This window comes from Amycolatopsis sp. lyj-109, from assembly GCF_046548995.1.
GTDB lineage: Bacteria > Actinomycetota > Actinomycetes > Mycobacteriales > Pseudonocardiaceae > Amycolatopsis.
On sequence record NZ_JAJPWR010000012.1, the window covers coordinates 169,227 to 195,670 of the forward strand.

The following is a 26,444-nucleotide window of genomic DNA, read 5'->3' on the forward strand; positions in this document are numbered from 1 at the left end:
CCCTTAGCGGGAGCCTCAGGGCTTGTCTGCGGCCTCGGCGGTGAGGATGTCGGTTTCGAGGAAGGTTCGCCACTGGGCGGGCGACGCACTCTGCAGGGCACGATATGCGGCGGCCTGGACGTGCGTGCCGGACTTCGCCCTGGTCCAGATCTCGCGGACCAGGGGGCCTTCCTGGAGGTACCTGGCGTACCCGGGGTCGATCCCGACGACGGCGGCGGCACGGACCTTGATGTTGTCCACCTTGTCCTTGGCCGCGGCCTCGAAGATGCCGGTGTCGATGAACGCGCGCCACTGCTCCGGCGTCCGGCTGACGTACGCCTGGTAGTACACCTCGGAATCCCGCGGTGCCAGGTCATGGAACCAGATGGCCTCCACGAAGTCCTTGTCCGTCAACTGCGCGGCCAGTGCCGGGTCCATGCCGACGACGGCACCAGCCTTCACCCGTGCGTCACGAAGCTTCTTCTCGGCGGCTTCCTTCTCGGCCGCTTCCTTCGCCGCGTCCAGGTCACGCTGATGCTCGACGAAGATGCCGCGAAGGATGAACTCCTTCTGCTCCGCCGGCGTTCCGCTGTAAACGGCACCCGCGGCGGACTTCACGAACGAACCCCTGGCGGCCCGCTCCCACAAGGCGAAGACGAAGTTCTTGTCGTCCTTGGCCAGCAGGATCGAGGTCAGCTCGAAGCCGAGCAGTGTGGCCGCGGGTTGCCGCTCCGTACGCCGCACCTGGTAGAGCGCCTCACGGTCCAGATCCCGCTGATGTGCCGCGTAAATCCCGGTCGTGAGGAAATACGACGTCCGCCCGTAGCTGTAGGCGTCAAGCGCCTCGAACTGCACCTCCTGCGCGATTTCACCCTGCCGCGTCGCGGCCCGGTAGATCTCGTAGACGAAGGTGCTTTCGCTGATCCGCAGCAATTCCGGAGTGATGGTGAGCCCGACGACGCCGGCGGCGTTGATGCGCACCTCGTCCGGCGTCTGCACCACCACTGCCGGGGACCCGGCCGAAGCGGCGCTCGCCACCGGGGCGAGGACGCCGGTCAGCACGGTCAGTGCGGCGAGAACGGCGACGGAGGACGTCACCAGGCCGCGCATTTTTGCGTTTCCCACAGTTTTCATGTGTGCGGTTGTCAGTTTAGTTCTGCTCGCCGGTGCGGTCGAGCACGGGGAACCCCACCCAGACGACAACCCGGTGCTCCCCAGCCATACCGGATATATCCCCATGATCAAGAAACGTTACCGATCGCGGAAGCGCCCGTGGGCTCTACTCGGTGATCCGGACCACGACCTGTTCGTCGGCGTAGGAGTATCCCTCGTAGCTCACGGACAACCCGGTGCGTTCGAGGTGCTCCCGCCACGCCCGGTACTCGTGCTCCTGCCAGCCCGGGAAGTTGAAGAACTCGTCGAACACGAGCACCGAGCCCGGCCGCAGGCGCGGGCCGACCAGGTCCAGCACGGTCTTCGTGGAACTGTAGAGATCCGCGTCGACGTGGAGGAAGTCCACCGGCTCCGGGTGATCGGCCAGGAAGCCGGGCAGGGTGTCGGCGAACCAGCCCACGACCAGTTCGGCGCCGGCGACCTCGGGCCGGCCCTCCACGCCGAAGGTGCCCGCCGGGAAATCGATGCGCCAGTCTTCGGGCAGCCCCTGGAAGGAGTCGAAGCCGAAGACACCGCCGGAGGTTCGCGCGGCGGCGATGATCTTCAACGTCGACCCGGTGTAGACGCCGAACTCGAGCGCCAGGCCACCGGTCGGGGCCAGTGAGAGAGCGTGTTCGAGGGTCCGGTGCGGATCGTCGAACCGCGGGGCGTCGGGCATGTGCGCACGAACGAACTCGGCCGATTCGAGGGCGGCTTGCCGGTCGGCCGCATAGACGACGTCGCGCCGCGTCCGGATCTCGAACTCGATGAGCCGGTCGTAGAGCCGCCGGTTCTCGGCCCGCAGTTCGGCGAGCTGCTGTTCCTGCTGTGCCAGCAGGGGTGTGACGGCTTCGGACACAGTGTCTCTGAGCCGCACCCGGATCGGTTGCAGCAGTCGGTGCCGCCAGGACGCACGCATCGCAGCAGGATTCCTCTCGTCGGAGGCTGCGGAGTGTAAGGCATCGGCGAATGCGTGTCGCAGCAAACGACCATGAAAACCTCGGTGCCCACTCAGCGTTCTCTCAGGAACGGACTGAGTACTCCGGTTGCGGGAACGCTCGGCGATCGCGTAACCGAGCTGCTGGAAGGTCGTCAGTACGCCGGCCGCCATGCCGGCGCGGTAGCGCGGAACGGATTCGACCGCGCTTCGCCGGGTGAATCGAGTCCGCGTTCCCTAAACCCACCGCACCGGTCACGCGTGTCGGCGATGTGGATCGCGCCGGCAGCGTCGCCGCCGGACCGCCGGCCACCTCGAAACGGGGAGGAACACATGTTCAAGAAAGCCATGGCGGTGTTCGCGATCGCGAGCGCGGCCGTACTGGGGCTCACGCTGCCGGCTTCGGCGGACGTCCGCTCGAGTCCGGACTGCCAGAACAGCGCCGGATACCAGACTCTCGTGACGCCGCGAGCCGCCGTGATCGCCACCAACAACGCCATCGTCGGCGAGGTCCAGCTGTGCCGCCAGGGCAGCCTGTATTTCGCGTTCGTGCTCTTCGGCCAGGCCATGACGGCAAGCCAGTACGGGCAGGCCTACCTCGTGCGCTACGACCACGGTACGCCGGTCGGCACCGTGACCTGCGACAGCTCCGGCGGCAACGGGAAGGTGCTGCCGGGCCAGCGCCGGTGCTGGACGCCGAACCTCAACGGGGACGCGACCAGGTACACCTTCGTCGCGTCGGCCGACCAGCACAGCAGTCACACCGGCGCCCGGCTCGCCTCGGGCAACACCGGGATTCCCACCCGCTGACTCCACCGCTGTCCGGGCCGGTCGTGCGCAATCGGCCCGGACAGCGGAATCACCCGTCACGATTCCGGCGGGCGCCACCCACCGGACCGAAACCGGGTCAGCCGGGGACGGCCACCGCCAGTACCTCGTCCGAAACCTTGGCGCGCGTGCCGTTGACCTCCGAGAACACCTGCTGGGTAAGGCTTTGCGGATCCGGGCGCACCAGGACCATGCGGAAGCCGGAGGCCCCGGATGTCCCGGCCCGCCAGAACGGTCGTACCGGAGCCGCGGTGCGACGTCATGGACGTGACCGCGGGCTCCGCCGGCTCGCCGCCTGCCGGGCGCGTCCACTTGACGACCGAGGGCACGGCGATCCACAGGAAGGCCAGGACGCTCGCCGGCCAGCTCAACGCTTCGAGCACGTTGCGCACCGGGTGCTGACTCGCCAGCAGCCAGTCCGGCAGGCCGTAGCCCACCAGCCACGACGCCAACGCCGCGACAAGCAGCACACCAGCCCTACCCGCCACCACGTGGTGCGCACCATCCACTACCCCTCGTCCTGTCCGCACGGCTCGTGCCCGAGTCGCACGGCGGACTTCGGTGGTTACGGGTATCGCCCCGACGACCGCAGGATCCCCCGAACAGCCCAGCCGGACGGCCCGGCCGGGATCCACCGACCGGGCCGTCCGAACCAGGATGAGGAAACTCAGTGATCGTTGAGGTAGAAGTGCTGGCTCGAGTGCTGGCCGTTCGGACCCAGGTAGACCGCGACGCCGATGTTCCAGTGCTCCGGAAGGTCGTGCGTGCCGCCGTCAGAAGCCCTGGCTGTGGCGCAAGATCCCAATCCACCGGAGGCGACGAGCAGGTAACGTTCGGGGTAGGCGCCCGAACCGTCCTGGACGGAGATACTGGCCCGGGCAGAGAGTCCGTCGGCCGCCGTGTCGCAGACGGACACGACGTCGCCGTTCTCTTCGACGTAGACGGTGCCGCCCTTGTTGGCGTCCGTGGTGGTCCACGTGTGGTCCCAGCTGCCGCCGGGAGGGTCCACGGTCGCCGACGCCGACGTCGCGGTCATGAGTGACCCACCGGCAACGAAAGCAGTGGTCGCGACCAAGGCCGCTATCTTGTTGCGCATTACCCGACTCCCATTCTCACACTCGCACAGGAAACTGTGCGAGCTGTATTTGATTTGCAGACTTTCCCGTTCGGGGTCAGGGCTTCTCGAAGTGCTGGTAGTCGATCGGGGTGTCCCAGGAGCCACCCCAGGTCCAGCCACGGGAGGTGAACGCCCGCTCGGTGACGTCGCCGGTGTGGATCATGCCCGGCAGGTGCTGCGTCCGGTCGACGTAGGGCGCCCCGTTGGGCGGGTAGACCGCGCCGCTACCGGAGATGTACGGGTTCTGCACGGTGTTGATGTCGATGGCACGCCCGTAGGAGTGGTTCGACCACGCGGTCCCCCCGGTGATCGCCCGGCAGTTGAACGCCGAGGTGTTGTTCGCCGCCATCGAAGCGTCGTCGTCGGAGTCGTACTTCTCGACGGTCTCCATCCGCTCGATCGGGAACCGCCCGAAGTACAGGTCACCGAAGGTGCGCGCGACCTCGAACGCCCGGTCGGCGTTGACGACCAGCTCCCCCCGGTGCACGGCACCGTCGAAGCCGAGGAAGCTCAGGTTGATCAGCCGCAGCTGGTCAGGACCGACCGGGCAGCCCGCGCGCCAGCTGTTGCCGAGCCGCTCGGCGGTCACCGGCTTGATGACGGCCGTGTAGGGCACCAGGCCACTGCCGGCCGGCGCGGCGAGCTCCACGGTCTGCGTGCCGGTGGCCGCCGGAGCCGGCGCGGCCACGGCCACGACCGCGGACAGCGTGAATGTGATGACGGCAAGAACTCTGGTTCTCAAATTCACTACGAAGGTTCACTTTCTTTCGATTTCCCCATACCGGCCCGTTTCCGCCGACCGGCAGCACGACAAAGCCCGCTTTTCCGCCGCGGCATCGGGGCCGCCCCCAGTCACCGAGAGTGCCGATCGTCGCCTCTGCCACCCCAGCCGAGCGAGACACTCTTGCCAGGCCGACCGTGCCAGCCGTGGCCGAACGGCGTCAACCGGCCCGAAAACGTTTTCTCCCTGCCCGAAGGGTCGCGAAAACCGGGAACCTCTGCGAGTCGTGCCGCAACGCGCGGAATCGGCCTCCTGCGCCGCGGCGATACGGGGCCGTACCGACAGTTGACGGTGCAGCATCCGAAAAGACCGGATTGTGCGGTGCACGCCGGATTCGCCGGATCGTGGCCACAGCCGGTGCCGGGCCGGCCTGGTGGTTGGATGTCGGTGTGAAGTCCGAGAGATCATCCGAGCGGCTGATGTTCTTCACCGACGCCGTCGTCGCGATCGCGCTGACGTTGCTGGTCCTCCCCCTGACGGAGCTGGTGCCGGAACTGGTCGCCGAACACGCGCCCGCGAGCGAGGCGATCACCCACAACTGGGCGAAGATCTTCAGCTTCGTGCTCAGCTTCGCCGTCATCGGCCGGTCCTGGTTCACCCACCACCGCACCTTCGAGCACGTCCGCGCCTACAGCGGCCCGCTCGTCGCCGCCAACTTCTGCTGGCTGCTGACCATCGCCCTGCTGCCGTTCCCCACCCAGCTCATCGGCGCCTACCCGCCGGACCGCTTCACCGTGGTGTTCTACCTGGGCACCCTCCTGGCCGGCAGCCTGTGCCACACGGTCCTGGTCTTCCTCGTCCGCCGCGACCCGCAGATCCGCGGGGACGCCGAGCCGGTTTCCGACGAGACGCTGGGCAACTTCGTGCTGAGCACGGGCGTCTTCGTACTCGCGGTGGTCGTGGCGCTCATCAAGCCCGGCCTCGGCTACTACGCACTGCTGTTGCTGTTCTTCCCGTCGATCATCAGCCGCCGGGTCCTGCGCCGACGGCTTTGACCGTCGGGTACGCGCACGTCGGCGGAGCGAAGGAGACGAGCATGGCGCGGTTGGTGTCACTCAACGTCGGCCTGCCGAAGAACGTGGCCTGGCGGGACCGGACCGTCCACACCGGCATCTTCAAGTACCCCGTCGACGGCAGGCGGATGGTGCGCCGGCTCAACGTCGACGGCGACGGCCAGGGTGACCTCGGCGGCCACGGCGGCGAGAACCGGGCGGTGCTGGTGTACCAGCGCCAGTCCTACGAGCACTGGCGGCGTTTCCTCGGCCGCGACGACCTCGAGGACGGCCGGTTCGGCGAGAACTTCACCGTCGACGGCCTGCCCGACGACGAGGTGCACATCGGCGACCGGTTCCGGATCGGCGAGGCCGAGTTCGAGGTCACCCAGCCGCGGGTCACCTGTTTCCGCGTCGGGATGCGCCTGGGCGAGCCGAGGATGCCGTCGCTGCTCGTGGCGCACCACCGGCCGGGGTTCTACCTGCGCGTCATCACCGAGGGCCACGTCCAGGCCGGCGACGAGATCGTGCGCACGTCGACCGGCCGCCACGGGATGAGCGTCGCGGCCGTCGACGCGCTCCTCTACCTGCCGGATCGCGACCGGGACGCGCTGCGCAAGGCTGCCGACATCCCGGCGCTCAGCCCCGGCTGGCAGGGGTCGTTCCGGGACCTGCTGGCCGCCGGTGAGCCGCCGGCACCCCACGGCTGGAGCGGCTTCCGGCCCCTGCGCGTCACCCGCGTCGTGCCCGAGAGCGCGACCGTGACCTCGATCCACCTCGCCGGCGGCGACGGCGCGCCGCTCCCCCGGCCCGAGCCCGGCCAGTACCTGACCCTGCGGCTCCCCGGGGCGGGCGATCCGGCGCCGGTCCGCAGCTACTCGCTGTCCGCGGCACCGTCCGAGCGGGAATACCGCATCAGCGTCAAGCGCGACGGCGTCGTCAGCAGCTACCTCACCACGCAGCTGGCGCCTGGCGCCACTGTGGACGTCGCGGCGCCCCGCGGCGACTTCGTCCTGGCCGACGACGACCGCCCGGTGGTGCTGGTCTCCGCGGGCATCGGCGTCACCCCGGTCCTGGCGATGCTGCACGCACTCGCCGCCCGCGGGACCGCGCGGGACGTCCGGTGGATACACACCACCCGGACGGCCACCGAGCAGGCGTTCGCGGCCGAGGCCCACGCACTGGTGACGAGCCTCCCCCACGGCCGCGAGCACGTGTACCACACCGCGGACACCGGACGGCCGACATCGGCCACGCTGTCCACATTGGAGTTGCCGACCGACGCGGTGGTCTACCTGTGCGGCCCGGACGCCTTCATGAAGGCGATGCGGGAAGCGTTCGTCTCGCTGGGCTTCGACGCGGCGCGCGTCCACAGTGAACTCTTCGGCGGGGTGTCCGCGATCAACCCCGGGCTGACCGACGCCGTCCGCAGGACCCCGCACCCCCCGGCCGGCGCCGTCGGTACCGGGCCGGCCGTGACGTTCGCGCGCAGCGGGCTGACGGTGCCGTGGAGCGAGGGATGCCCGAGCCTCCTGGAGTTCGCCGAGGCGTGTGACGTGCCGACGCGCTGGTCGTGCCGGACCGGGGTCTGCCACACGTGCGCGACGCCGGTGCTCTCGGGCCGGGTGACGTACGACCCGGATCCGCTCGAGCCCCCGGCGGCGGGCGAGGCCCTCGTCTGCTGCGCCCGGCCGCAAGAGGAGGTCGTCCTGGACCTCTGAGGCTTCGGTGATCGCCGGTGCCGCGAACTCAAGTCACCTTGATGACCACCTTGCCCGCGGCATGCCCGTTCTCGACGGTGGCCAGCGCGGCCGGGGCGTCGGACAGCGGGTGGACCGCGGTGATCACCGGCGCAAGGACTCCGTCGAGCGCCAGCCGGGCGGAACGCGCCAGGTTCTCGCGGTCGATGCGGCGCTCGACGAACCGGCCACCCAGCTCGGACACCGACTGGTCGCCGACGGCGATGACGGTGCGCGGCTCGCGAGCCAGCGACGCGACCGCCCGCAGCGAAGGCCCGCCGACCAGGTCGACGATCCCGTCGGCGCCATCCGGGAGCAGCTCGCGGGCCACGGCGACGACGTCCTCCGCGGTGTAGTCGACGAACCGCACCCCGATCGCTTCGGCCTGCTCGCGCTTGGCGGCACTGCCGGTACCGATCACCCGCAGCCCGCGAGCCGCGGCCAGCCGCGCGACCGCGAGGCCGACCCCGCCGCCCACCCCGTTGACCAGGACCGTGGCACCGGCCGGGAGACCGAGCTGATCCAGCGCGTCCACTGCGGTGGTCCCCGCCACCGGCAGCGTCGCCGCCACGGTGGCGGACAAGCCGTCGGGGACGCGCGCGGTGTTCGCCGCGGACAGCACCGTCGTCTCGGCGTAGGTGCCTCCGCCGGTGAGCGCGAAGCCGAAGACCGCGTCCCCCACCGCGAGCCCGTCGACGTCCTCCCCCAGTGCGAGCACGGTCCCGGCCGCTTCCATGCCCAGCACGCGCGGGAACGGGCGCCCGCCGTCGAGCCCGGGGACCAGGCCCGCGCGCAAGAGGTGATCGAGCGGGTTGACACCGGCGACGTCGACCCGGATCAGCACCTCACCGGATCCGGGTGCGGGATCGGAACGCTCGAAGAACTCCTGCACCTCCGGCCCGCCGAACCTGCTGAAACCCCATGCCTGCCCCATTTTCCGCCGCCTTCCGGATGACCGCCCGGCGGTTCCGGGCGCTGCGGCCATCCTCGCCGTTCACACCGGTGTCAGGGGCAACCGGCTGAGGCGCGGGTCACAACGTCAGGCCGACCGGGCCACCGGCTCCGCGGCCAGCGCCGCCCGGTGCCGCTGGTTGGCCTCGATCACCACGTCGAGCGCGTCCCGGGTCTCGATCAAGCGCGCGATCTCGGTGCCGATCCGGTCGCGCTCGCGGGTCATCGTCGCGAACGCCTCGTCGACGACGTCGGAGTCACCGGGGGTTTCCACGCACGGCAGCACCGACGCGATCACCCGGCTCGACAGTCCGGCGTCGAACAGCTGCCGGATGAGCGACACGCGCTCGACCTCGGTGTCGGAGTAGTGCCGCTGCCCGGCGTCGGAGCGTGAGCTGGTCAGCAAGCCCTGCTCTTCGTAGTACCGCAGGGAACGCGAACTCACGCCCGTGCGCCTGGACAGCTCGCCGATCCGCATACCCGAAAGCCTACGCCGCACGCAGATCGGCTTGCTCAGCCGCGGTGCAGAGCCGGCTCGAGGTCGTCGAAGACGGTCGCCCGCCGGTCGAGCCCGGCGACGACGACCACCCGGCGCGCTGTGCTCCTGGGCGCGACGACCAGGCGAACCGTGATGCCACGTTCGGCGCAGGCGATCATCCAGCGGGCGAGCGCCCGCGCTCCGGCAGCTCCCAGCAGTTCGAGCGCCGACAGGTCCAGCACCGCCAAGGACAGCGGCCGAAGTGCCTCGGTGGCGGCCAGCATCAGGTAGTCGATCCGGTCCCGGCCGAACGGATCGACGACGCCGGCCAGCCGCAGGATCAGCGCGTCGCCGGTCGACGTCGACACGACCTCGACCAGCACGCCTCCGCCGTCGTCAGCCACGCGAGATCCCCACGCCCGGCGGAAGGCGATTCCGCGGTGGGGTCGCGGTGCCGGCCGGTACCGCGCGGTCAGGACTCCGTGCGCTCAGGCTTCACCACCGCCCACACGATCTTCCCGCCGGACCACCGGCGGCTGCTCCCCCACGCCCGCGCGGCGTCGGCCACGATCCGCAGCCCCAGCCCCGGATCCCGGACGTCGGCCGGCTCGAGCAGCACCGCCGGCCGGTCGTTGTTGTCGGCCACGGCCACGGTCAGCAGCTGCCGGCGCAGGTCGAGCCGGACATCGGGCTCGGACGCGGTGTGTTCGAGGACGTTGCGCACCAGCTCGCCGACCACCAGCGTGCCACCGTCGATGAATCCCGGAACCTGCCACTGCACCGCGTGGTCCCGCACGAAGGCCCGCGCCAGCGTGGTCGCGTCGTCGTTGCGGGGAAGGACCCGGCGCGCGGTGCGCCGAACCGGGGTGGCCTGAGCGGTCTCCGCCTCGACGACGCTCGGGCGAACGGCGACGAACCGGTCGATTCCGTGGCGGTGAAAGGCGCTGAGGTGCCGCGGCTGCCGGGTGACCACGGCGAACGGGATGCCCGGCCACTCCGCGAGCCGCTTCGCCACGAACGGGAACACCGTCGACGGCGACAACTCACCGATCGCCAGGCCCTCGAGATCGGCGATGAGCCGCGGCGGGCCGTCCGCCGCGACCTTGAGCAACCCGTCGCGGAGGAATCCGTAGCCGGCGAGGTCGAGTGCACCGGAAACCGTCACCAATGCGCTCTCCGGCCGCTTGCTCACCTCGAGCGCGACCCCGATCTCCACTTCGCCTCCGTCTCCCCGCAGGCCCGCCCGACGGAGACGCAGGGGCAGCTGTCCACGCCGGCCGGCGCCATCGCCCCACGAAAACGACGGTAGTCGACGGACCACTTCCGGCCAAGGCCGGAGGTTTCAGCGCGGGCGGGGTGAGCACGGCTTCGCCGCCGGCCGGCGGCGTCCGTGCTGGACCCGGCGGGCAACGCCCTGGAGTTCAAGGCCTTCGCCGACGACTCGCAGGTCTTCGCCGCCTGAACTCACCGCGGCGGGGTGGTCAGCAGGGCCGTGATCCCGTCGACCAGGATGTCGCCGGTCTCGGCCCAGCCGGGGATACCGGACCGGTCCCCGGCCTCGGCCAGCTCGGCTTCCCGCTCGGCACAGGTGTGGACGATGGCGTGCCGGGCCATCGTCGAACGCGTGAGGATCGCGGGGTCGGCGGGATCGCCGGCGTGGGCGGCCACCGCCCGCATCGCCCGCTGCATCACCGGCGTCGAGGTGGTGACCGACAGCGCCGGCGCGCGCAGGACCGGGTCGCTGACGACGTGGGCGGCGAAGCGGGCGTAGTGGCTGGGGACGCCGAGTTCCGCGAGGTGCCGGGTCGTGGGCAGCACGAGTGCGGCCACGTGGTCGCGCAGCCGCGTCGAGCCTTCGGCGGCGTCCACCATCGTGGCCCGGATGCGGTCCATCGCCTCGCCGTGCTCGCGCAGCACGGCGAGGATCACCTCCTCCATCGTGCCGACGTGGTAGGCGACCGCGGAGTTGTTGGCCTGCCCGGCTTCCTGGGCGACCCGGCGGCTCGACACCTGGGCGACGCCGTCCTCGGCGATCAGCCGTTCCGCCGTCGCCAGCAGCCGGGCCCGGGTGGCCGCCGACCTCCCGCCTGGTGCGGTCACCACCGCACCAGCACCCGGTCGATGCCGCCGACGATCAGCCCTTGCCGGGCCCGCAGGTCCGTGGGGTCCTCGACCAGTGCCAGGGTGGGCAGGCGGCGCAGGAGCACTTCGAGGACGGTCTGCAGCTCCACCCGCGCGAGTTGCTGGCCGACGCACGAATGCGGGCCGACGCCGAAGGCCAGATGCGGGTTGGGCCGGCGGGCGACGTCCATGTCGTCGGCGCCCTCGAACGCGTCGGTGTCGCGGTTGCCCGACGCCATGCTGCACACCACGGTCGTGCCGCGTGGCAGGGTGACGCCCCCGGCCACGGTCTCTTCCGAGATGTAGCGCGGCATCCCGAATCCGGGATTGGCGTCGAACCGCAGTGCCTCCTCGACGGCGGAGGGCACCAGGGACGGGTCGGCCAGCAGCCGCTCCCACCGGTGCCCGCGGTCCGCCAGCAGCATGGCGACCATCTTGCCGATCATATTGGCGGTGGTCTCGTGGCCGGCGATGAGCAGGCCCTGCCCGGTCATGACCAGCTCGGTCGCGCTCATGTCGGCGGCGAGGTCGCTCAGCAGGTCGTCACCGGGCTCGGCCCGTTTGGCGGCGACCAGTTCCGTCATGTACTCGGAGAACTCGCGGCCCGACCGGTCGATCTCGTCCTGGGTGAACCGGGTCATGTTGAGCATCGTGTCCGACCAGCGCGCGAACCGGCCGCGGTCGGCGCGGGGCACGCCGAGCAGGTCGCAGATCACGAACACCGGCAGCGGGAACCCCAGCGCGGGGCCGATGTCGGCGGGCGCGCCGGACCCGACCAGATCGGTGATCAGCTGCTCGGCCAGCTCCACCATCCCCGGCCGCAACGCCTGCACCCGCTTGACGGTGAACGCTTTCCCGACCAGCCGCCTCCACCGTCGGTGCCCGGGACCGCCGAGCATCGACGCGGCCGGCTCGCCCGTGTCTGCCGCCTCGTCCGCCGCCGCAGAGGGCCTGCTGAACACTCCGCCGTCTTCGCTGTCGGAGACCCGGGAGGCGTCCTCGGCGTCGAGCTGGCGGCTGAACCGGGGATCCGACAGCATCGCCCGGACGTCCTCGTACCGGGTCAGCAGCAAGGCCTCGTCGCCACTGGCCAGTTCGATGCGCGCGACCGGGCACCGCGACCGCAGCCGCGCCCACTCCGGTGGCGGCTCCAGCGCGCTGGGGTTGGAGAACGGGTACGGGGGCAATCCCGCCGGCACCGACGTCGTCTCGGTGCCGACACTGTCCTGCGCGCTGTCGTCGGGCATGTCCGCAGCCTAGATAAGGCATCTGCCTTAATCAAGACACCTGTCTTAATCTTGGCCGGCAAGGGCCCGGTACACCGGCCGCAGCAACTCGGCGACGTCGTCGCCGTCCGCCGTGATCGCGAACGGCGGAACCTGGTCCAGTAACGCGTCGAACGCCGTTCGCGGCCCGTGCAACGGCGCCGCGCCGCCCAGGCCGGGGGCCGGACCGCAGTCGAAGTACGAGTCCATGACGCCGGTCAGGGCCGGAGACCGGTCGTCGGGATCGAGCGGCTCGGCGGAAATGAGCCGGTTCTTCAGTTCCTCCAGCAGCGCCTCGCGGTCCCGGCCGCGCAGCGCGAGGACGGTGAACGGATCGTCGGCGACCCGGGCCACGAGCTCGGTGAACACGGCGTTCAGGTGGCCGCACGGCACCTCGGCGGCCGGGCAGGTGCAGTCCAACGACACCTCCCGCGCCGACGACGGGAACAAGGGCAGCCGGACCGCCTTGAAGATCTGTTCGACGTCGCGGGGCAGCTCGCCACCGAGCAACTGGACGGTGAGCGACGCCTTGGCGGCGAGGGCGTGGGTGATCGCCGCCCAGTCCGTTTTCCCGAACGCGGTCAGCCCGATCCGCACCTGGTGCGGGCGGCCGTCCTGCACCTCGGCGTCGACGCGCCCGGCGCCGACCGCCAAGGACACCACGCGCCCCTGGCCGGGGGCGGGCAGGAGGACGCCGATCGCCGTCGACGCCCGGATGAACCGGGTCGGCCACCACGGGAGCGGCTCAGTCATCGACCGCGTCCTCCCCCAGGGTCAGTACCCCGCGCAGCGCGTCCGCGGACAGTTCGGTGAGCCGGCTTTCGTCCTCGCCGACGACCATTCCCGCCAGCGCGCGTTTCCTGGTGATCACGCTGTCGATGCGGTCCTCGATGGTGCCCGGGCAGACGAACTTCCGGACCTGGACGTTACGCCGCTGCCCGATCCGGAACGCCCGGTCGGTGGCCTGGTTCTCCACCGCCGGGTTCCACCAGCGGTCCAGGTGCAGGACCTGGCCGGCGGCGGTCAGCGTCAGCCCGGAGCCACCTGCCTTGAGCGAAAGCAGGAGGATCCGCGGCCCGTCGTCGGCCTGGAAGCGTTCCACGATCGCGTCTCGCGCCCCTTTTGCCAGGCTCCCGTGCAAAAACGCGACCTCGGTGCCAAGCCGGTCCGACAGGTGGGGCACGAGCATCCGGCCGAATTCGGCGTACTGCGTGAAACACAGCGCCCGATCGCCCGACGCCAGGATTTCCGCCAGGATCTCTTCGAGGCGGATGACCTTGCCGGAACGCTGCCCGATCGGCGAGCCGTCGTGCAGCAGGTGTGCGGGGTGGTTGCAGACCTGCTTGAGCTTCGTGATCGCGGCGAGGACGTTGCCGCGGCGCTTGATGCCCTGGCTGTTCTCGATCTTCTTCATCATCTCGTCGACGATCGCGCGGTACAGCGTGCCCTGTTCGCGGGTGAGCCGGTATTCCTGCCGGATCTCGAGCTTTTCCGGGAGCTCCGGAACGATCGCGGGGTCCGTCTTCACCCGGCGCAGCAGGTACGGCTGCGTGAGCCGGCGCAGCGCGGCGGCCGTGGCGGTGTCACCGTTGCGCTCGATCGGGGCCGCGAACCGTTGCCGGAACTCGAACCTGCTGCCGAGCAGCCCGGGGTTGAGCAGGTCCAGCACCGACCACAGGTCCGCCAGCCGGTTTTCCACCGGGGTACCGGTCAGCGCGAGCCGGTGGTCGGCGGTGAACCGCCGCGCCGCCTTGGCCGTCGCCGTGTCGGCGTTCTTGATGGCGTGCGCTTCGTCGAGCACCAGGCGCCGCCAGGTGAACGACGCGAGTTCGCCGGCGTCCCGGGCGGCGGTGGCGTAGGTGGTGATGACGAGGTCGGCCGCGGCGACCTGCCCGGCGAGCGCGTCCCCGTGCGCGCGGGCGCTGCCGTGGTGGGCGTGCACCCGCAGGCCGGGGGCGAAGTTCGCCGCCTCCCGCTGCCACATGCCGACCAGCGACATCGGGCACAGCACCAACGTCGGCGCTCGCTCGCGCTCTGCTCGCTCGACGGCTTCGAGCGCCAGCGTCTGGACGGTTTTGCCGAGGCCCATGTCGTCGGCCAGGCAGGCACCGAGCCCCAGCGCCGCCATGAACGCCAGCCAGGCGACCCCCTGCTGCTGGTAGGGGCGCAGGGTGGCCCGGAACGACGGCGGCAGCTCGACCGGCGGCAGCGTCCGCGGGACCCGCTCGGCCAGGACGTCCCCGACCCAGCCGTCGGCCCTGACGTCGGTGACCGGGAGCGGCGCTTCCGGCCCGAGATGGACCAGCTCCAGCAGCTCGGCCGCGGTGGGGGCCGGGGTGTGCCGGTGCGGGTCGCGGCGCAGGAACTCGAGACCGGCGCGGAGCCGGTCGGCGTCGACGCTGATCCACCTCCCCCGCAACCGCACCAACGGTGTCTTCGCCGCGACGAGCTTGGCCAGTTCTTCTTCGCCGATTTCGTCGTCGCCGACCGCGATCGACCAGCGGAACGTCGCCAGTTCGTCGCGGCCCACCCGGCTGCGGGCCACGACCTGCTCGGACGGCGTGCTGCGGACCGACAGCCGCAGCGCGAGCCGGCGCCTGCCGTCCCAGGTGGCCGGCAGCTGCACCTCGAACCCGGCCTCGATCAGCCGGGTCGCGCCCGCGGTGAGGAACTGTTCGGCTTCCTCGACGGTCAGGTCGTACTCGGAGGGCCGAGTCCGGCGCAGCGCAGGCGCCAGCATCGGCTCCACCAGCGCCGCCCGGCCCAGCTCGGCGACGAACAGCCCCTTCGGGTCCCGGACCAGCCCGTTCGCCTCGCCCGACCAGATCTGCCCCGCCGACAGCAGCAAGCTCGGATCGGCCGTCGCCCGCAGGAGGAACTGCAGCTGCCACTTGGTGCCGTCGCCGGTCTGGTCGTCGGGATCGTCGGCGTCGTCTTCGGTCGGCCGGCGCAGGGTGCCGACTTCGGCCAGCCGGAAACACGCCCGGCCGTCGACGACGTCGGTGTCGGCGACCTCGTCCCACTTCGCGACGGCCTCGGCCAGCACGCCGAGCTCACCCAGCGGCAGCTCGACGCGGGCAACGCCGCCCTGCAACGCGGACAGCCACACCCCGGCCGAGCCCTCGCCCCCGCGCAGGTCGACGGGCGGATCCGCCCGCGCCAGCCGGTCCCGGACCGCCGTGTCGACCAGGACGTGGAGGGCATCGGTGACGAGCGCGCGCGACGAGGCCCCGATGAGCGGCGCGATCTGCTCGGCCCGCCCGACCGGCGGCATGGCCGCGACCAGCGTGTCGAACGCGACGAAATCCACCCCCTGCAGCACCGGGCGCCACCGGGCCTCGGCCACGTCACCCCGGCGGACCAGGGTCGGCAGCACCCGCCCGCGCCGCACCAGATCCGCGGCCAGGCGGCCCACCGCCCGCAGGTGGGTGACCGAAGCGCCGTAGGTGGCCGAGTCGTCGAGGTCGTCCAGCTCGGTCGCGTCCACGACCAGCGCGGGCACCGACCACGGCCGCAGCGACGGCACACTCCGCTTGTTTCCCGCCGCCGCCTCGGTGGAGGCGAGTGGCCGGCTCGCCCGCGACGGCAGCAGCACCGTCGCCGACGTGGGCTTTCCGGGGTGCAGCGCGGTCAGCTGCGCGCTGGAGACCGCGAACGGATGCGGAAGCGCGATCCGCGCCGACCGGCTCGACGTACCGGCCGGACGCCGGTCGTGCTCCGCCCAGAGCAGCAGACCTCGGCCCGGAGACCACAGAGCGTGCACCACGGGCAAGGTCCGGGGCCTCCTTCTTCGTCCGATCCGGGTTCCCGCAGATGGTCGCACGCCGCGGCCGGCCGAAAGCCGTGAAGGCCACCTTCAGGAACTTAAACTTCCTCAAGGTGGCCTTCACGAAATCCCGCCGATGCCGCCGCTACGGCGTGCTCACCGCGCTCGCGCGTCCCCGGGCCCGGCCGCTGAGCTCGGCGTCGAGGGTTTCCTGCGCGAACCGCATCTGCTCCTGGTAGCGGGGCTCGGCCAACCGGCGCATGCCCTCGTCCGGCGCCACCGTTTCGACGGCGGCGGTGATCCACCAGATGTTGCCGAACGGGTCGCGGATCCGACCGCCGCGCTGGCCGAACGCGTTGTCCGACAAGGCGGTCACCTCGCGGGCGCCCGCCTCCAGGGCGGCGGCGAACGCGATGTCGGCGTCGGGCACGAAGACGCGCAGCAGCGACGGCAGGTCGGGCCAGTCGTCGTGCTGGTCGAACGCGAGCACGACCGTGTCGCCGATCCGGATCTCGGCGTGGCCGATGCTGCCGTCCGCCAGCGGCACCCGGCCCAGCTCGACGCCGCCGAAGGCTGCCGTGACGAAGTCCAGCAGCGCTCCGGTGTCCTTGGTGACGACCCAGGGGGCAACCGTGGTGTAGCCGGCGGGGGTGGCAGTCATCGTGAGTCCCTTCGCGAGTTGATGGATTCACGCTAACGGCGATATAGGACAGAAACTGTCCTGATGGATGGCGTCCTTTACACCGCCGTTCCGGCTCTTTACCCTCCATTCTGGAAGCGCTCCCAGATCCAGGAGGCGGCGTGCGCACTTCGACGACGAAGGCGATGTCCCAAGCGGTCGTGGCACTGCTCGTGCTCGGCCTGACCCTGGCACTCCCGGGGCGGGCCGCGGGCGCCCCCGCCGGGAAGTTCAACTACGGCGAGGCGCTGCAGAAGGCCGTCTGGTTCTACGACGCCCAGCGTTCCGGTGCGCTGCCCGCCGGCAACCGCGTCTCCTGGCGGGGCCCGTCCGCCCTCGGCGACGGCAAGGACGCCGGCCTGGATCTCACCGGTGGCTTCTACGACGCCGGCGACCACGTCAAGTTCGGGTTGCCGTTCGAGTCCAGCATGACCATGCTCGCCTGGGGCGCGCTGGAAAACCGGGCCGCCTACCAGGATTCCGGCCAGTGGCCGTACCTGCTCTCGAACCTGCGCTGGGGCGCCGACTGGCTGATCAAGGCGCACCCACAGCCCGACGTGCTCTACGGCCAGGTCGGCAAGGGCGACGACGACCACAAGTGGTGGGGTCCCGCCGAGACGATGACCATGGCGCGGCCCGCCTACCGCATCGACGACTCCTGCCCCGGCTCGGACCTCGCCGGCGAGGCCGCCGCACAACTGGCTGCCGGCTCGATGGTGTTCCAGAGCGGCGACCCGGCCTACGCGGCCACCCTGCTCACCCACGCCAAGCAGCTGTACTCGTTCGCCGACGGCCACCGGGGCGTCTACTCCGACTGCATCACCGACGCCAAGAACTTCTACAAGTCCTGGAGCGGCTACCAGGACGAGCTGGTGTGGGGCGCGATCTGGCTCTACAAGGCCACCGGCGACAGCGGCTACCTGACCAAGGCGCGCGCCGAGTACGCCAAGCTGGGCACCGAGCCGCAGACCACCACCCGCTCCTACCGCTGGACGCTGGCCTGGGACGACAAGTCCTACGGCGCCTACGTCCTGCTCGCCCAGCTCACCGGCGCCCCCGAGTACGTCGCGGACGCCAACCGCTGGCTGGACTGGTGGACCACCGGCGTCAACGGCCAGCGCGTGCCCTACTCCCCCGGCGGGCAGGCCGTGCTCGACCAGTGGGGGTCGCTGCGGTACGCGGCGAACACCGCGTTCGTGGCGCTCACCTACTCGGACTGGTTGCGCACCACCGATCCCGCCCGGGCCACCACCTACCACGACTTCGGCGTGCGCCAGATCAACTACGCGCTCGGTGACAACCCGCGCGGCGCGAGCTTCGAAGTCGGGTTCGGCACCAGCCCGCCCCGCAATCCGCACCACCGCACCGCGCACGGCTCGTGGGCCGACAGCATCACCGAACCGGCTTTGAGCCGGCACACCCTCTACGGCGCGCTCGTCGGCGGCCCCAGCTCGGCCAACGACTCGTACACCGACGACCGCAGCAACTACACCATGAACGAGGTGGCCCTCGACTACAACGCCGGCTTCACCGGCGCGTTGGCCCGCCTCTACGGCGAGTACGGCGGTGCACCTCTGGCTTCCTTCCCGCCCAAGGAAACTCCGGACGGCCCGGAGCTGGTGGCGCAGGGTGCGCTCAACCAGCCCGACGGCGGCACGTTCACCGAGGTCAAGGCGTACGTGCTCAACAAGTCGGCCTGGCCGGCGCGCACGTTCACCGGCTCGCTGCGCTACTACTTCACCCTCGACGGCGCCACCACGCCCGGCCAGATCTCGGTGAGCTCCGCGTACAACCAGTGCGACGCGCCCACCCTGCACCAGTTCTCCGGCCCGGTCTACTACGTCGAAGTGCCGTGCTCCGGCGGCGTCGCCCCCGGCGGTCAGTCCCGCTACCGCAAGGAGGTGCAGTTCCGGATCACCAGCACCGGCACCTGGAACCCCGGCAACGACTGGTCGCACACCGGCCTCGCCCCCAGCGGGACCGCGCCGGCCGACAACCCGCAGCTGGTGCTGGCGCAAGGCGCCACGGTGTTGTGGGGCAGCGCACCGGGACAGTCCACAGGAGACACCACGCCGCCGTCCGCGCCGACCGGCCTCACCGCCACCCCCGGCAGCACCAGCGTCGGCCTCAGCTGGACCGCGGCCACCGACGACGTCGGCGTCGCCGGGTACGACGTGCTGAACGCGGCCGGCGCGACGGTCGGCAGCACCACGAGCACCGGCTACCAGGTCACCGGCCTCAGCCCTGGCACCGCGTACACCTTCTCGGTACGCGCCCGGGACGCCGCCGGCAACCAGTCCGCGGCCGGCGGCCCGGTGTCGGTCACCACCACGACCGGCGGCAACACCGGCACCGGCGCACTCGCCGTGCAGCAACGCTCGGGCAGCGGGGCCACCGGCAACCAGATCCGCACCAGCCTCCAGATCGTCAACCGGGGCAGCACGCCCGTCGCGCTGACCGGCGTCACCGCGCGCTACTGGTTCACCGGCGACGCCACCAACCCGGGCTACCAGATCTGGTGCGACTACGCGGTTCTCGGCTGCGCCGCGGTCACCCTGCGGGTCGTGAAGCTCGGCACGCCACGCCCGGGAGCCGACGCCTACGTCGAGGTCGCCTTCAGCGGTGGCACCCTCGCCGCCGGCGCGAACACCGGCGAGCTGCAGATCCGGGTCGCCAAAGCCGACTGGTCCGGCTTCGACCAGGCCGACGACTACAGCTACCGCGCGGCGGCGTCGTTCACCGACCTCGCCACCGTCACCGCCTACCGGTCCGGAACCCTCGACTGGGGCACCGAGCCCTGACCGACGCTCGTTGTTCGTGAAGGCCACCTTGAGGAACTTGAAGTTCCTCAAGGTGGCCTTCACGAACTGGGTCTCGACACGCTCGGCGCAGCCGTCGTGTAGGCTGGGTGTCGGCCGAGAGTATTTCTGCGCGAGTGGTCGAATCTGCGCCATCCTCGGTTGTCAACCCGGTGGGATCCACCACCTTCTCGAGTAGCCGGCTCCCGCTCGAAAGCGGCGGCGTCGCCCGGCTCGGGGAATTCCGGTCACGCACGCCTGAACCGCGCCGCCTCCGGTGGCGTCCACGAAAGGAACCCTGATCAGTACCTCCACATCGGACAGTTCGCTGTTCAGCCACCCCGTCGCCGAGGAACCCCGTCCCGAGGCGGTCACCGCGCCCCAGGAGAACCGGTACGGGAACCTGTTCCTCCAGCCGGTGGCCCCGGCGAGCACCCGGGCCCACGACCGGTCCGGACGCCACACCCGCTGACGTCGGCACCGCTCCGGGCCGGGCCTGGCACTTGCAGTGCACCTGCGGCACGCCGGCTCAGGGTCATGGGCTCACTCGTCCGGTGAGCACCCGGTGCTCGATTTCGGCGGCCGCGGCGGTGCCGTACGTCGCACGCAGGCGGTCGAGGAACTCTTCGGGGGCAACCAGGTATTCCTGCCCGCCGACCGATTCCAGGGCGATACAGGCCAGGGTGGCGCCGATCCGGGCCGCCTGCTCGATGCCGGTGCGGCGGCTCAGCCCGGCCAGGAACCCGGCGCGGAAGGCGTCGCCGACGCCCGTCGGGTCGACGACGCCGTCGGCCGGCACGGCCGGGATCGCCAGCAGCGGTTCCGTCGCCGACTCGATCCGGACGCCGTTCTCGCCCAGGGTGGTGATCCAGCGCCCGACCCGGGACAACACGTCGCGGCGGGTCCAGCCGGTGGCCGACAGCAGCAGGTCGTGTTCGTATTCGTTGGTGAACAGCAACTCGGCGCCCTCGACGAGGGACCGGATCTGGGGACCGGTCAGGCGGGCCAGCTGCTGGGACGGGTCGGCGGCGAAGCGGTAGCCGTGCGTGAGGCAGTCGCGGGTGTGCCGGAGCATGGCGTCGGGATCGTTGGGGGCGATCAGGACCAGGTCGAGGCCGCCGTGATGGGCGGCGACGCGAGTGAGGTCGATGTCGCGGGCTTCGCTCATCGCCCCGGCGTAGAACGAGGCGATCTGGTTCTGGGACTCGTCGGTCGTGCAGAGGAACCGCGCGGTGTGCCGGGTCGCCGACACGTGCACCGAGGCGGTGTCGACGCCGTGGCTCTCCAGCCAGGCGCGGTAGTCACCGAAGTCGGGGCCGACCGCGCCCACCAGGATCGGGCTCAGGTCGAGCTGGGCGAGACCGAAGGCGATGTTCGCGGCAACCCCACCGCGGTGGATGTACAGGTCGTCGACCAGGAACGACAGGGACACCCGGTCGAGCCGCTCCGGGACGAGCTGGTCGGTGAAGCGGCCGGGGAACACCATCAGGTGGTCGGGGGCGATGGAGCCGGTCACGGCGATGCGCATGGTCACAGTCCCGTCGCCTGACGCAGGTGCTCGGTGCGTTCCCAGGGCAGGTCGAGGTCGGGGCGGCCGAAGTGGCCGTAGGCGGCGGTGGGGGCATACAGCGGCCGCAGCAGGTCCAGCTCGCGGATGATCGCCGCGGGACGATCGCCTGGGACTGCCCCCGATGGCCGGCGCCGCGCACTCGCCGGACCGGTTCGAAGCGTGCGTCACGGTGGACGCGGCCGCCGGCATCACCACCGGGATTTCGGCGCACGACCGAGCCCGCACCGTGGCGTTGCTCGCGGGCACGGACTCGTCCGGACGCGATTTCACCCGTCCCGGCCACGTGATCCCGGTGCGCCACGCCGCCGGCGGCGTGCTCCGGCGCCCGGGTGCGGCGGAGGCGGCGGCAGATCCGGCCCGCGCGGCCGGACGGCGCCCGGCCGCGCTCTTCGCCGCCCTGGTCGGTCTCGGCCGGCCCACCGAACTCGCCGGCCCGGCGGAGCTCACCGAGTTCGCCCGGGACCACGGCCTCGCGGCGGTGTCGACCGGTGACCTGATCACCCACCGGCTGAGCCTCGACCCGCTCGTCACGCGGCACGCCACGACCCGGTTTCCCGTGCGCCCGGACACGATGCGCGCGATCGGTTACGCCGGCGCGCTCGACGGAGCGGAACACCTCGCCCTGGTCGCCGGCGCCCCTGCCGGAGCCGACGACGTCCCGGTGTACGTCCACCGCGAGTGCCCGGCCGGGGACCTGCCCGGCTGGCTGCGCTGCGAGTGCGGCCACCGGCTCGACACCGCCTTGACGACCATCGCGGCCGAGGGGTGCGGCATCGTCGTGTACCTGAAGCCGAAGAGCGGGTTCGCCGAAGAACAGTTCCTGTCCGCCGTCGCGGCGAACATCGTGCAGGACCTGGACGTGCGATCGGTCCGGTTGCCGGCCGATCAGGAACCGCACCGGTCCGCGTTCCGGCTTCGCGGCCTTGCGCGCGAACGATCGGGGAACCGCGCGGTACTGCGCAACCCCCACTGATTCCGCCGACGCCGGAAACCGTTCCCGGCGTTCGCGGAAAACCGTTCCCTCCCCCGCCTGACCGGCCTCTCCGCGCCCTAGCATCCGCTGATTCGACATCGGCACGGACAGGAGACCGGGGAATGCCCAGTTTTGCGACGAAGAACGGGGACGGCGCGCCCGCCCGGCGGACAGTGCTGCGCGGGCTCGCGCTCGGCGGGGTTTCGCTGGCGTTGAGCGCGTGCGCGGCCGCCGCGAGCAAGGCCGCGGACGGCACACCGGGTTCGGCGGTGCCCGTGCTGCCGAATCCCGAAGCGCCCAAGACGCCCGACGGTGCGTTGCAACGCCTCCTGGACGGCAACAAGCGCCTGCTCGCCAACCGGACCTTGCACCCGCAGACGCTCGACGACATCCGCAAGCACGCGGCCGGCCAGGCGCCCTACGCCCAGGTGTTCGGCTGCGCGGACTCCCGCGTGCCGGTCGAAGTGGTCTTCGACGAGGACTTCGGCGACCTCTTCGTCACCCGCACGGCCGGAAACGTGCTGTCGGACGCCACTGTCGGCACCATCGAGTACGGGGTGCTGGCGCTGAACACGCCGCTGATCCTGGTGCTCGGGCACCAGAGCTGCGGCGCGGTGAAGGCCGCGGTGGACGCGATGAAGGACCCGGCCAAGCTGCCGTCCGGCCCGCTGGGCGGCCTGGTTTCCGCGTTGCTGCCGGCCGCGCGGGAGGCGAAGGACCGGGGCGCGGACATCTACCCGGCCGCGCTGGAGGCCCACGTCCGGAGCGTCGTCGCGACACTGCAGAAGACGCCGTCGCTCACCGGGCCGATCGCGCAGGGGAAGCTGCGCGTGGTGGGTGCGTCGTACGACTTGGCGACCGGCGCGGTCACGATGTACTGATCCAGCGGCTTTGACGACGCGATCGGTACCGACAACGATGGCACCGTGACCCGACGTTCCTCCGCCTCGCTCAGCATTCGTGACGTCGCCGCCGCGGCGGGTGTCTCCTACCAGACCGTGTCGCGGGTGTTGAACGAGTCGCCCAACGTCAACGCCGGCACCCGCCGGCACGTCCTGGAGGTCATCGACCGGCTGGGCTACCGCCCGAACCGGGCGGCGCGGGCCCTCGGCTCGGGGCGCTCGCGCGCGGTGACGGTGGTGATCGCCGAGACCACGCTGTACGGCTACGCCTCGACGTTGCGCGGGATCGAGGAGGCCGCCCGTCTGCGCGGGTTCGCGGTCGGGGTCCGGGTCGTGGAGTCGGACCGGCCCGGCGACGTCCGGCACGCGGTCGAGTACGTGAACGACCCCAACGCGGGCGGCATCGTGGTGGTCGCCTTCGACGCCGCCGGCGCCGGCGTGCTGCGGGCGCTGCCGCCGGAGGTCCCGGTGGTGGCCGCGACGGAAGCGGGCGGCCTCGACGACGTCGCCCGGCCGATGATCTTCCTGGACGAGCGGCAGGCCGCCGCCGACGCGACGCGGCACCTGCTCGGACTGGGGCATCGCACGGTGCACCACGTCGCGATCCCTTCGGAGACCGGCAGAAGCGCCCGCCAGACGGGGTGGCGTGGCGCGCTCGAAGCGGCGGGGGCGCCGGTGCCGTCGGTCGTGCCGGCGGGGTGGGACGTGCGCTCGGCCTACCTGTCCGGGCGGGAACTGGCGGCGGATCCGGCCGTGACCGCGATCCTGTGCGGCAACGACGACACGGCGCTGGCCGTTCGCCGGGCGTTGCACGAAGCCGGACGGGACGTCCCCGGCGACGTCAGCATCGTCGGGTTCGACGACGTTCCCGGGGCCGCGTACTGGACGCCCGCGCTCACCACCGTCCGGATGGACTTCGTGGCGCTCGGGCACGCGTGCCTGGCCGCGCTCGCGGCCGAGCTGGCCGGAACTCCGCAACCGGCGCTCGATCTCGCGGCGCCGTCGCTCGTGATCCGCGAATCCACGGCGCCCCCGCGCGCCGCCGGCTGACTCTCCCAAAGCGCCCCAAGGTGGCCTTCGGTGCGTCAGACGCACCGAAGGCCGCCTTGGGTGCGTGTGACGCAACCAAGGCCGCCTTGGGGCGCTTGCCCGGGGCCCAGTGTTCGTAACAACAGGGTAACGCGGGCTTCTCAACCGGCCCGGTGACCCGGCACACTGCTGGCCTGCCATTGTGACCGGTCACACAAGCCGTGGCCAGCAGAAACGGCGAAGACATGAGGGAGCAGCGGTGATCTCGACGGAGTCGGCCACGACCGTGGTCTGGGGCCACCCGGCGTTGGAACTCGTCGTGGACGTGTCCCCCGAGGGCCCGGTCGCGGTCCGGAGCCTCCAGAGCCGCACCGGCGGCGTCCACGACCTCCCGCGGACGGCACAGCCACTGGTGGAACTGCTGGTCGCCGGCGAAGGGCGGGCGCGGGCGTCGCACCGGTTCTCCGAGACCGCCGTCGGCCGGCGGCTCCGCTACACCGGCTCCACCCGCGGCCAGGACGGGAAGTGGCACGAACTGCACGTCGACCTGAGCGACGAGCGGACCGGGCTCACCGCGCGGACGTCGTTCCGGTCGGCCGACGGGGCTTCCGCCTGCCAGATCACCACCACCGTCACCAACCACGGCCCGGCGCCGGTCCTGCTGCAGGGCGTCACCTCCTTCGCCGCGGGGTTCGCCGGGGCGCGCGTCGAAGACGTCGACCTCCTCCGGGCCGACAGCGAATGGCTCGGCGAGGGCCGGTGGAGCCTCCGCCCGCTGCGCGACGACGTCCTGCCCGACCTCAACCTCGGGCTGCACGGCCAGGACGGCCGCGGCCGGTTCGCCGCCGTCAGCACCGGCACCTGGTCCACCGGCAGCCACCTGCCGACCGGCGGGATCACCGACCGGCGAACCGGGCGGACGTGGCTGTGGCAGGTCGAGCACAACGGCGCCTGGCGGTGGGAGGTCGGCGAACGCCGGGACGGTCCCTACCTCGCCCTGCTCGGGCCGACCGACGTCGACCACCAGTGGCACCAGACCCTGCGGCCCGGCGAATCCTTCACCACGGTGCCGGTCTCGGTGGCCGTCTCCGAGTCCGGTGTGGACGGTGCGGTCGCCGCGCTCACCGCGCACCGGCGCGCGCTGCTCCGCCCGCACCCCGACCAGTCCACCTTGCCGGTCGTCTTCAACGACTACATGAACACGCTGATGGGCGACCCCACCACGGAGAAACTGCTCCCGCTCGTCGACGCCGCCGCGGCCGTCGGCGCGGAGGTGTTCTGCATCGACGCCGGCTGGTACGACAACGGCACCAGCTGGTGGGACAGCGTCGGCGAGTGGCAGCCGTCGGAAACCCGGTTCCCCCAAGGGATCCAGGAAGTCCTCACCCGCATCCGCAGGCGCGGCATGGTGCCCGGCCTGTGGCTGGAACCGGAAGTGATCGGCGTGCGCAGCCCGATGGCGGAGAAGCTGCCCGACGCGGCCTTCCTCCAGCGCGGCGGCGTCCGGCTCGTCGAGCACGACAGGTACGTCCTGGACCTGCGCCACCCGAGCGCCGTCGCGCACCTCGACGGCGTGGTCGACCGGCTGGTCGAGGACCTCGGCGTCGGCTACTTCAAGCTCGACTACAATGTGGACCCCGGCGCGGGCACCGACCTGGCCGCCGGCAGTGTCGGCGCCGGTCTGCTCGCCCACAACCGCGCGCACCTGGCCTGGCTGGACGGCGTTCTGGACCGGCATCCGGAGCTGATCCTGGAAAACTGCGCGTCGGGCGCCATGCGGATGGACTACGCGATGCTCAGCCGGATGCAGCTGCAGTCCACCAGCGACCAGCAGGACTACCTGCGGTACCCGCCGATCGCCGTGGCGGCCCCGCTGTCGGTGCTGCCGGAGCAGGCGGCCAGCTGGGCCTACCCGCAGCCGGACATGCCGGACGAGGACTTCGCCTACACCGTGTGCACCGGCCTGCTCGGCCGCCTCTACCTGTCCGGCCGGCTCGACCTCATGTCCCCGGAGCAGCAGGCCTCCGTCCGCGCGGCCGTGGAGGTGTACCACGAAATCCGGAACGGACTGACGAGCGCGGTTCCACTGTGGCCACTGGGCCTGCCCGGGTGGAGCGATCCGTGGCTCAGCCTGGCCCTGCGCTCCGGCGACGTCACCCACCTCGCCGTGTGGCGGCGCGGGGACGACGCCGGGCCCGTGACGTTGTCCTTGCCACACCTGCGCTCCCAGAACGTCCACATCGAGGCCCGCTACCCGCGGGACCTGCCCGCCTGGACCGTCGAATGGGACACCGAAACCGGTTCCCTGACCCTGACGCCCACCCCGCACGCCACCGCCTCCGCGCGGCTCTTCCGCATCGTCGCCGGCTAACCCCCTCACCGCACCG

24 protein-coding genes and 2 pseudogenes are annotated in these 26,444 nt (G+C 71.4%); 11 read left to right on the forward strand and 15 right to left on the reverse strand.

Translation table 11 applies throughout. From position 1 onward, the window contains the following. Positions 1-15: 15 nt before the first annotated feature. Together ACLJQF_RS26525 and ACLJQF_RS26530 are read right to left on the reverse strand one after the other, a co-directional pair. On the reverse strand, positions 16-1,113 hold the full coding sequence (locus tag ACLJQF_RS26525) for a hypothetical protein (RefSeq protein ID WP_410612493.1): 1,098 nt from the start codon (positions 1,111-1,113) through the stop codon (positions 16-18). Positions 1,114-1,258: 145 nt separating this feature from the next. Beyond that, positions 1,259-2,050 (reverse strand): class I SAM-dependent methyltransferase, encoded by a 792-nt coding sequence (locus ACLJQF_RS26530; protein WP_410612494.1) that lies wholly within the window; start codon positions 2,048-2,050, stop codon positions 1,259-1,261. A gap of 351 nt (positions 2,051-2,401) precedes the next feature. Here ACLJQF_RS26530 and ACLJQF_RS26535 point away from each other — a divergent pair, with 351 nt between their 5' ends. After that, entirely contained in the window at positions 2,402-2,878 is a 477-nt protein-coding gene (locus ACLJQF_RS26535; protein ID WP_410612496.1) for a hypothetical protein, read from the forward strand. A gap of 279 nt (positions 2,879-3,157) precedes the next feature. Beyond that, a complete protein-coding gene (locus ACLJQF_RS26540) occupies positions 3,158-3,298 on the forward strand; it encodes a hypothetical protein (RefSeq protein WP_410612497.1) in 141 nt (46 codons plus the stop codon). A 265-nt stretch (positions 3,299-3,563) separates the two neighbouring features. Here the strand turns inward: ACLJQF_RS26540 and ACLJQF_RS26545 are convergent, their stop codons facing one another. Together ACLJQF_RS26545 and ACLJQF_RS26550 are read right to left on the reverse strand one after the other, a co-directional pair. Then, positions 3,564-3,932, reverse strand: coding sequence for a hypothetical protein (locus tag ACLJQF_RS26545; protein ID WP_410612498.1), 369 nt, complete (start codon positions 3,930-3,932; stop codon positions 3,564-3,566). A 136-nt stretch (positions 3,933-4,068) separates the two neighbouring features. Next, the gene (locus ACLJQF_RS26550) at positions 4,069-4,761 is read right to left on the reverse strand and encodes a M15 family metallopeptidase (RefSeq protein ID WP_410612500.1); all 693 of its coding nucleotides are present in this window, start codon (positions 4,759-4,761) and stop codon (positions 4,069-4,071) included. Between the two features lie 422 nt (positions 4,762-5,183). Between ACLJQF_RS26550 and ACLJQF_RS26555 the strand changes: the two genes are divergently transcribed. Continuing rightward, positions 5,184-5,789, forward strand: a complete 606-nt coding sequence (locus tag ACLJQF_RS26555) for a TMEM175 family protein (protein ID WP_410612502.1) — start codon at positions 5,184-5,186, stop codon at positions 5,787-5,789. A 41-nt stretch (positions 5,790-5,830) separates the two neighbouring features. Further along, a complete protein-coding gene (locus ACLJQF_RS26560) occupies positions 5,831-7,507 on the forward strand; it encodes an MOSC domain-containing protein (RefSeq protein WP_410612503.1) in 1,677 nt (558 codons plus the stop codon). Positions 7,508-7,535: 28 nt separating this feature from the next. On the opposite strand, the gene ACLJQF_RS26565 is transcribed toward ACLJQF_RS26560, so the two are convergent. The 4 genes from ACLJQF_RS26565 to ACLJQF_RS26580 form a co-directional block, all read right to left on the reverse strand. Next, positions 7,536-8,459, reverse strand: a complete 924-nt coding sequence (locus ACLJQF_RS26565) for a quinone oxidoreductase family protein (protein WP_410612505.1) — start codon at positions 8,457-8,459, stop codon at positions 7,536-7,538. A gap of 105 nt (positions 8,460-8,564) precedes the next feature. Next, positions 8,565-8,954, reverse strand: a complete 390-nt coding sequence (locus tag ACLJQF_RS26570) for a MerR family transcriptional regulator (RefSeq protein WP_410612507.1) — start codon at positions 8,952-8,954, stop codon at positions 8,565-8,567. A gap of 35 nt (positions 8,955-8,989) precedes the next feature. Continuing rightward, on the reverse strand, positions 8,990-9,358 hold the full coding sequence (locus ACLJQF_RS26575) for an STAS domain-containing protein (RefSeq protein ID WP_410612509.1): 369 nt from the start codon (positions 9,356-9,358) through the stop codon (positions 8,990-8,992). A gap of 68 nt (positions 9,359-9,426) precedes the next feature. Then, a complete protein-coding gene (locus ACLJQF_RS26580) occupies positions 9,427-10,170 on the reverse strand; it encodes an ATP-binding protein (protein WP_410612511.1) in 744 nt (247 codons plus the stop codon). 174 nt (positions 10,171-10,344) lie between these two features. Here ACLJQF_RS26580 and ACLJQF_RS26585 point away from each other — a divergent pair. Further along, positions 10,345-10,416: pseudogene (locus ACLJQF_RS26585) on the forward strand (glyoxalase); the annotation flags it as partial. Positions 10,417-10,418: 2 nt separating this feature from the next. Here the strand turns inward: ACLJQF_RS26585 and ACLJQF_RS26590 are convergent. The 5 genes from ACLJQF_RS26590 to ACLJQF_RS26610 all read right to left on the reverse strand — a co-directional run bounded on the left by ACLJQF_RS26590 (position 10,419) and on the right by ACLJQF_RS26610 (position 16,767). After that, complete coding sequence (locus ACLJQF_RS26590) at positions 10,419-11,054, reverse strand: TetR/AcrR family transcriptional regulator (RefSeq protein ID WP_410612513.1); 636 nt, start codon at positions 11,052-11,054, stop codon at positions 10,419-10,421. Beyond that, positions 11,051-12,322 (reverse strand): cytochrome P450, encoded by a 1,272-nt coding sequence (locus ACLJQF_RS26595; RefSeq protein WP_410612515.1) that lies wholly within the window; start codon positions 12,320-12,322, stop codon positions 11,051-11,053. Before ACLJQF_RS26595 ends, ACLJQF_RS26590 begins: the two co-directional genes overlap by 4 nt. 45 nt (positions 12,323-12,367) lie before the next feature. Next, positions 12,368-13,093: a hypothetical protein gene (locus ACLJQF_RS26600; RefSeq protein WP_410612517.1), complete on the reverse strand. Its 726-nt coding sequence runs from the start codon at positions 13,091-13,093 to the stop codon at positions 12,368-12,370. Next, on the reverse strand, positions 13,086-16,112 hold the full coding sequence (locus ACLJQF_RS26605) for a DEAD/DEAH box helicase (protein ID WP_410612519.1): 3,027 nt from the start codon (positions 16,110-16,112) through the stop codon (positions 13,086-13,088). The genes ACLJQF_RS26600 and ACLJQF_RS26605 overlap by 8 nt, the downstream gene beginning before the upstream one ends. A 139-nt stretch (positions 16,113-16,251) precedes the next feature. After that, complete coding sequence (locus tag ACLJQF_RS26610; RefSeq protein WP_410612521.1) at positions 16,252-16,767, reverse strand: VOC family protein; 516 nt, start codon at positions 16,765-16,767, stop codon at positions 16,252-16,254. A gap of 140 nt (positions 16,768-16,907) precedes the next feature. Between ACLJQF_RS26610 and ACLJQF_RS26615 the strand changes: the two genes are divergently transcribed. Then, positions 16,908-19,586 carry a glycoside hydrolase family 9 protein gene (locus ACLJQF_RS26615; RefSeq protein ID WP_410612523.1) on the forward strand — a complete coding sequence of 893 codons (2,679 nt, stop codon included), beginning with the start codon at positions 16,908-16,910 and terminating at the stop codon, positions 19,584-19,586. 274 nt (positions 19,587-19,860) lie between these two features. After that, a complete protein-coding gene (locus ACLJQF_RS26620) occupies positions 19,861-20,055 on the forward strand; it encodes a hypothetical protein (RefSeq protein ID WP_410612525.1) in 195 nt (64 codons plus the stop codon). Between the two features lie 63 nt (positions 20,056-20,118). On the opposite strand, the gene ACLJQF_RS26625 is transcribed toward ACLJQF_RS26620, so the two are convergent. Both ACLJQF_RS26625 and ACLJQF_RS26630 read right to left on the reverse strand, forming a co-directional pair. After that, the gene (locus tag ACLJQF_RS26625; RefSeq protein WP_410612527.1) at positions 20,119-21,111 is read right to left on the reverse strand and encodes a carbohydrate kinase family protein; all 993 of its coding nucleotides are present in this window, start codon (positions 21,109-21,111) and stop codon (positions 20,119-20,121) included. A 2-nt stretch (positions 21,112-21,113) separates the two neighbouring features. Further along, positions 21,114-21,254 (reverse strand): annotated as a pseudogene (locus ACLJQF_RS26630) (methionine adenosyltransferase domain-containing protein); the annotation flags it as partial. A 20-nt stretch (positions 21,255-21,274) separates the two neighbouring features. On the opposite strand from ACLJQF_RS26630, the gene ACLJQF_RS26635 reads away from it, so the two are divergent. From ACLJQF_RS26635 to ACLJQF_RS26650, 4 genes are all read left to right on the forward strand, one after another. After that, positions 21,275-22,126, forward strand: a complete 852-nt coding sequence (locus ACLJQF_RS26635) for a 3,4-dihydroxy-2-butanone-4-phosphate synthase (protein WP_410612529.1) — start codon at positions 21,275-21,277, stop codon at positions 22,124-22,126. A 122-nt stretch (positions 22,127-22,248) separates the two neighbouring features. Then, positions 22,249-23,007, forward strand: coding sequence for a carbonic anhydrase (locus ACLJQF_RS26640; protein ID WP_410612531.1), 759 nt, complete (start codon positions 22,249-22,251; stop codon positions 23,005-23,007). Positions 23,008-23,052: 45 nt separating this feature from the next. Next, positions 23,053-24,078 (forward strand): LacI family DNA-binding transcriptional regulator, encoded by a 1,026-nt coding sequence (locus ACLJQF_RS26645; protein WP_410612533.1) that lies wholly within the window; start codon positions 23,053-23,055, stop codon positions 24,076-24,078. 238 nt (positions 24,079-24,316) lie between these two features. Further along, positions 24,317-26,428: a glycoside hydrolase family 36 protein gene (locus ACLJQF_RS26650; protein WP_410612534.1), complete on the forward strand. Its 2,112-nt coding sequence runs from the start codon at positions 24,317-24,319 to the stop codon at positions 26,426-26,428. The last annotated feature ends 16 nt before the right edge of the window (positions 26,429-26,444 follow it).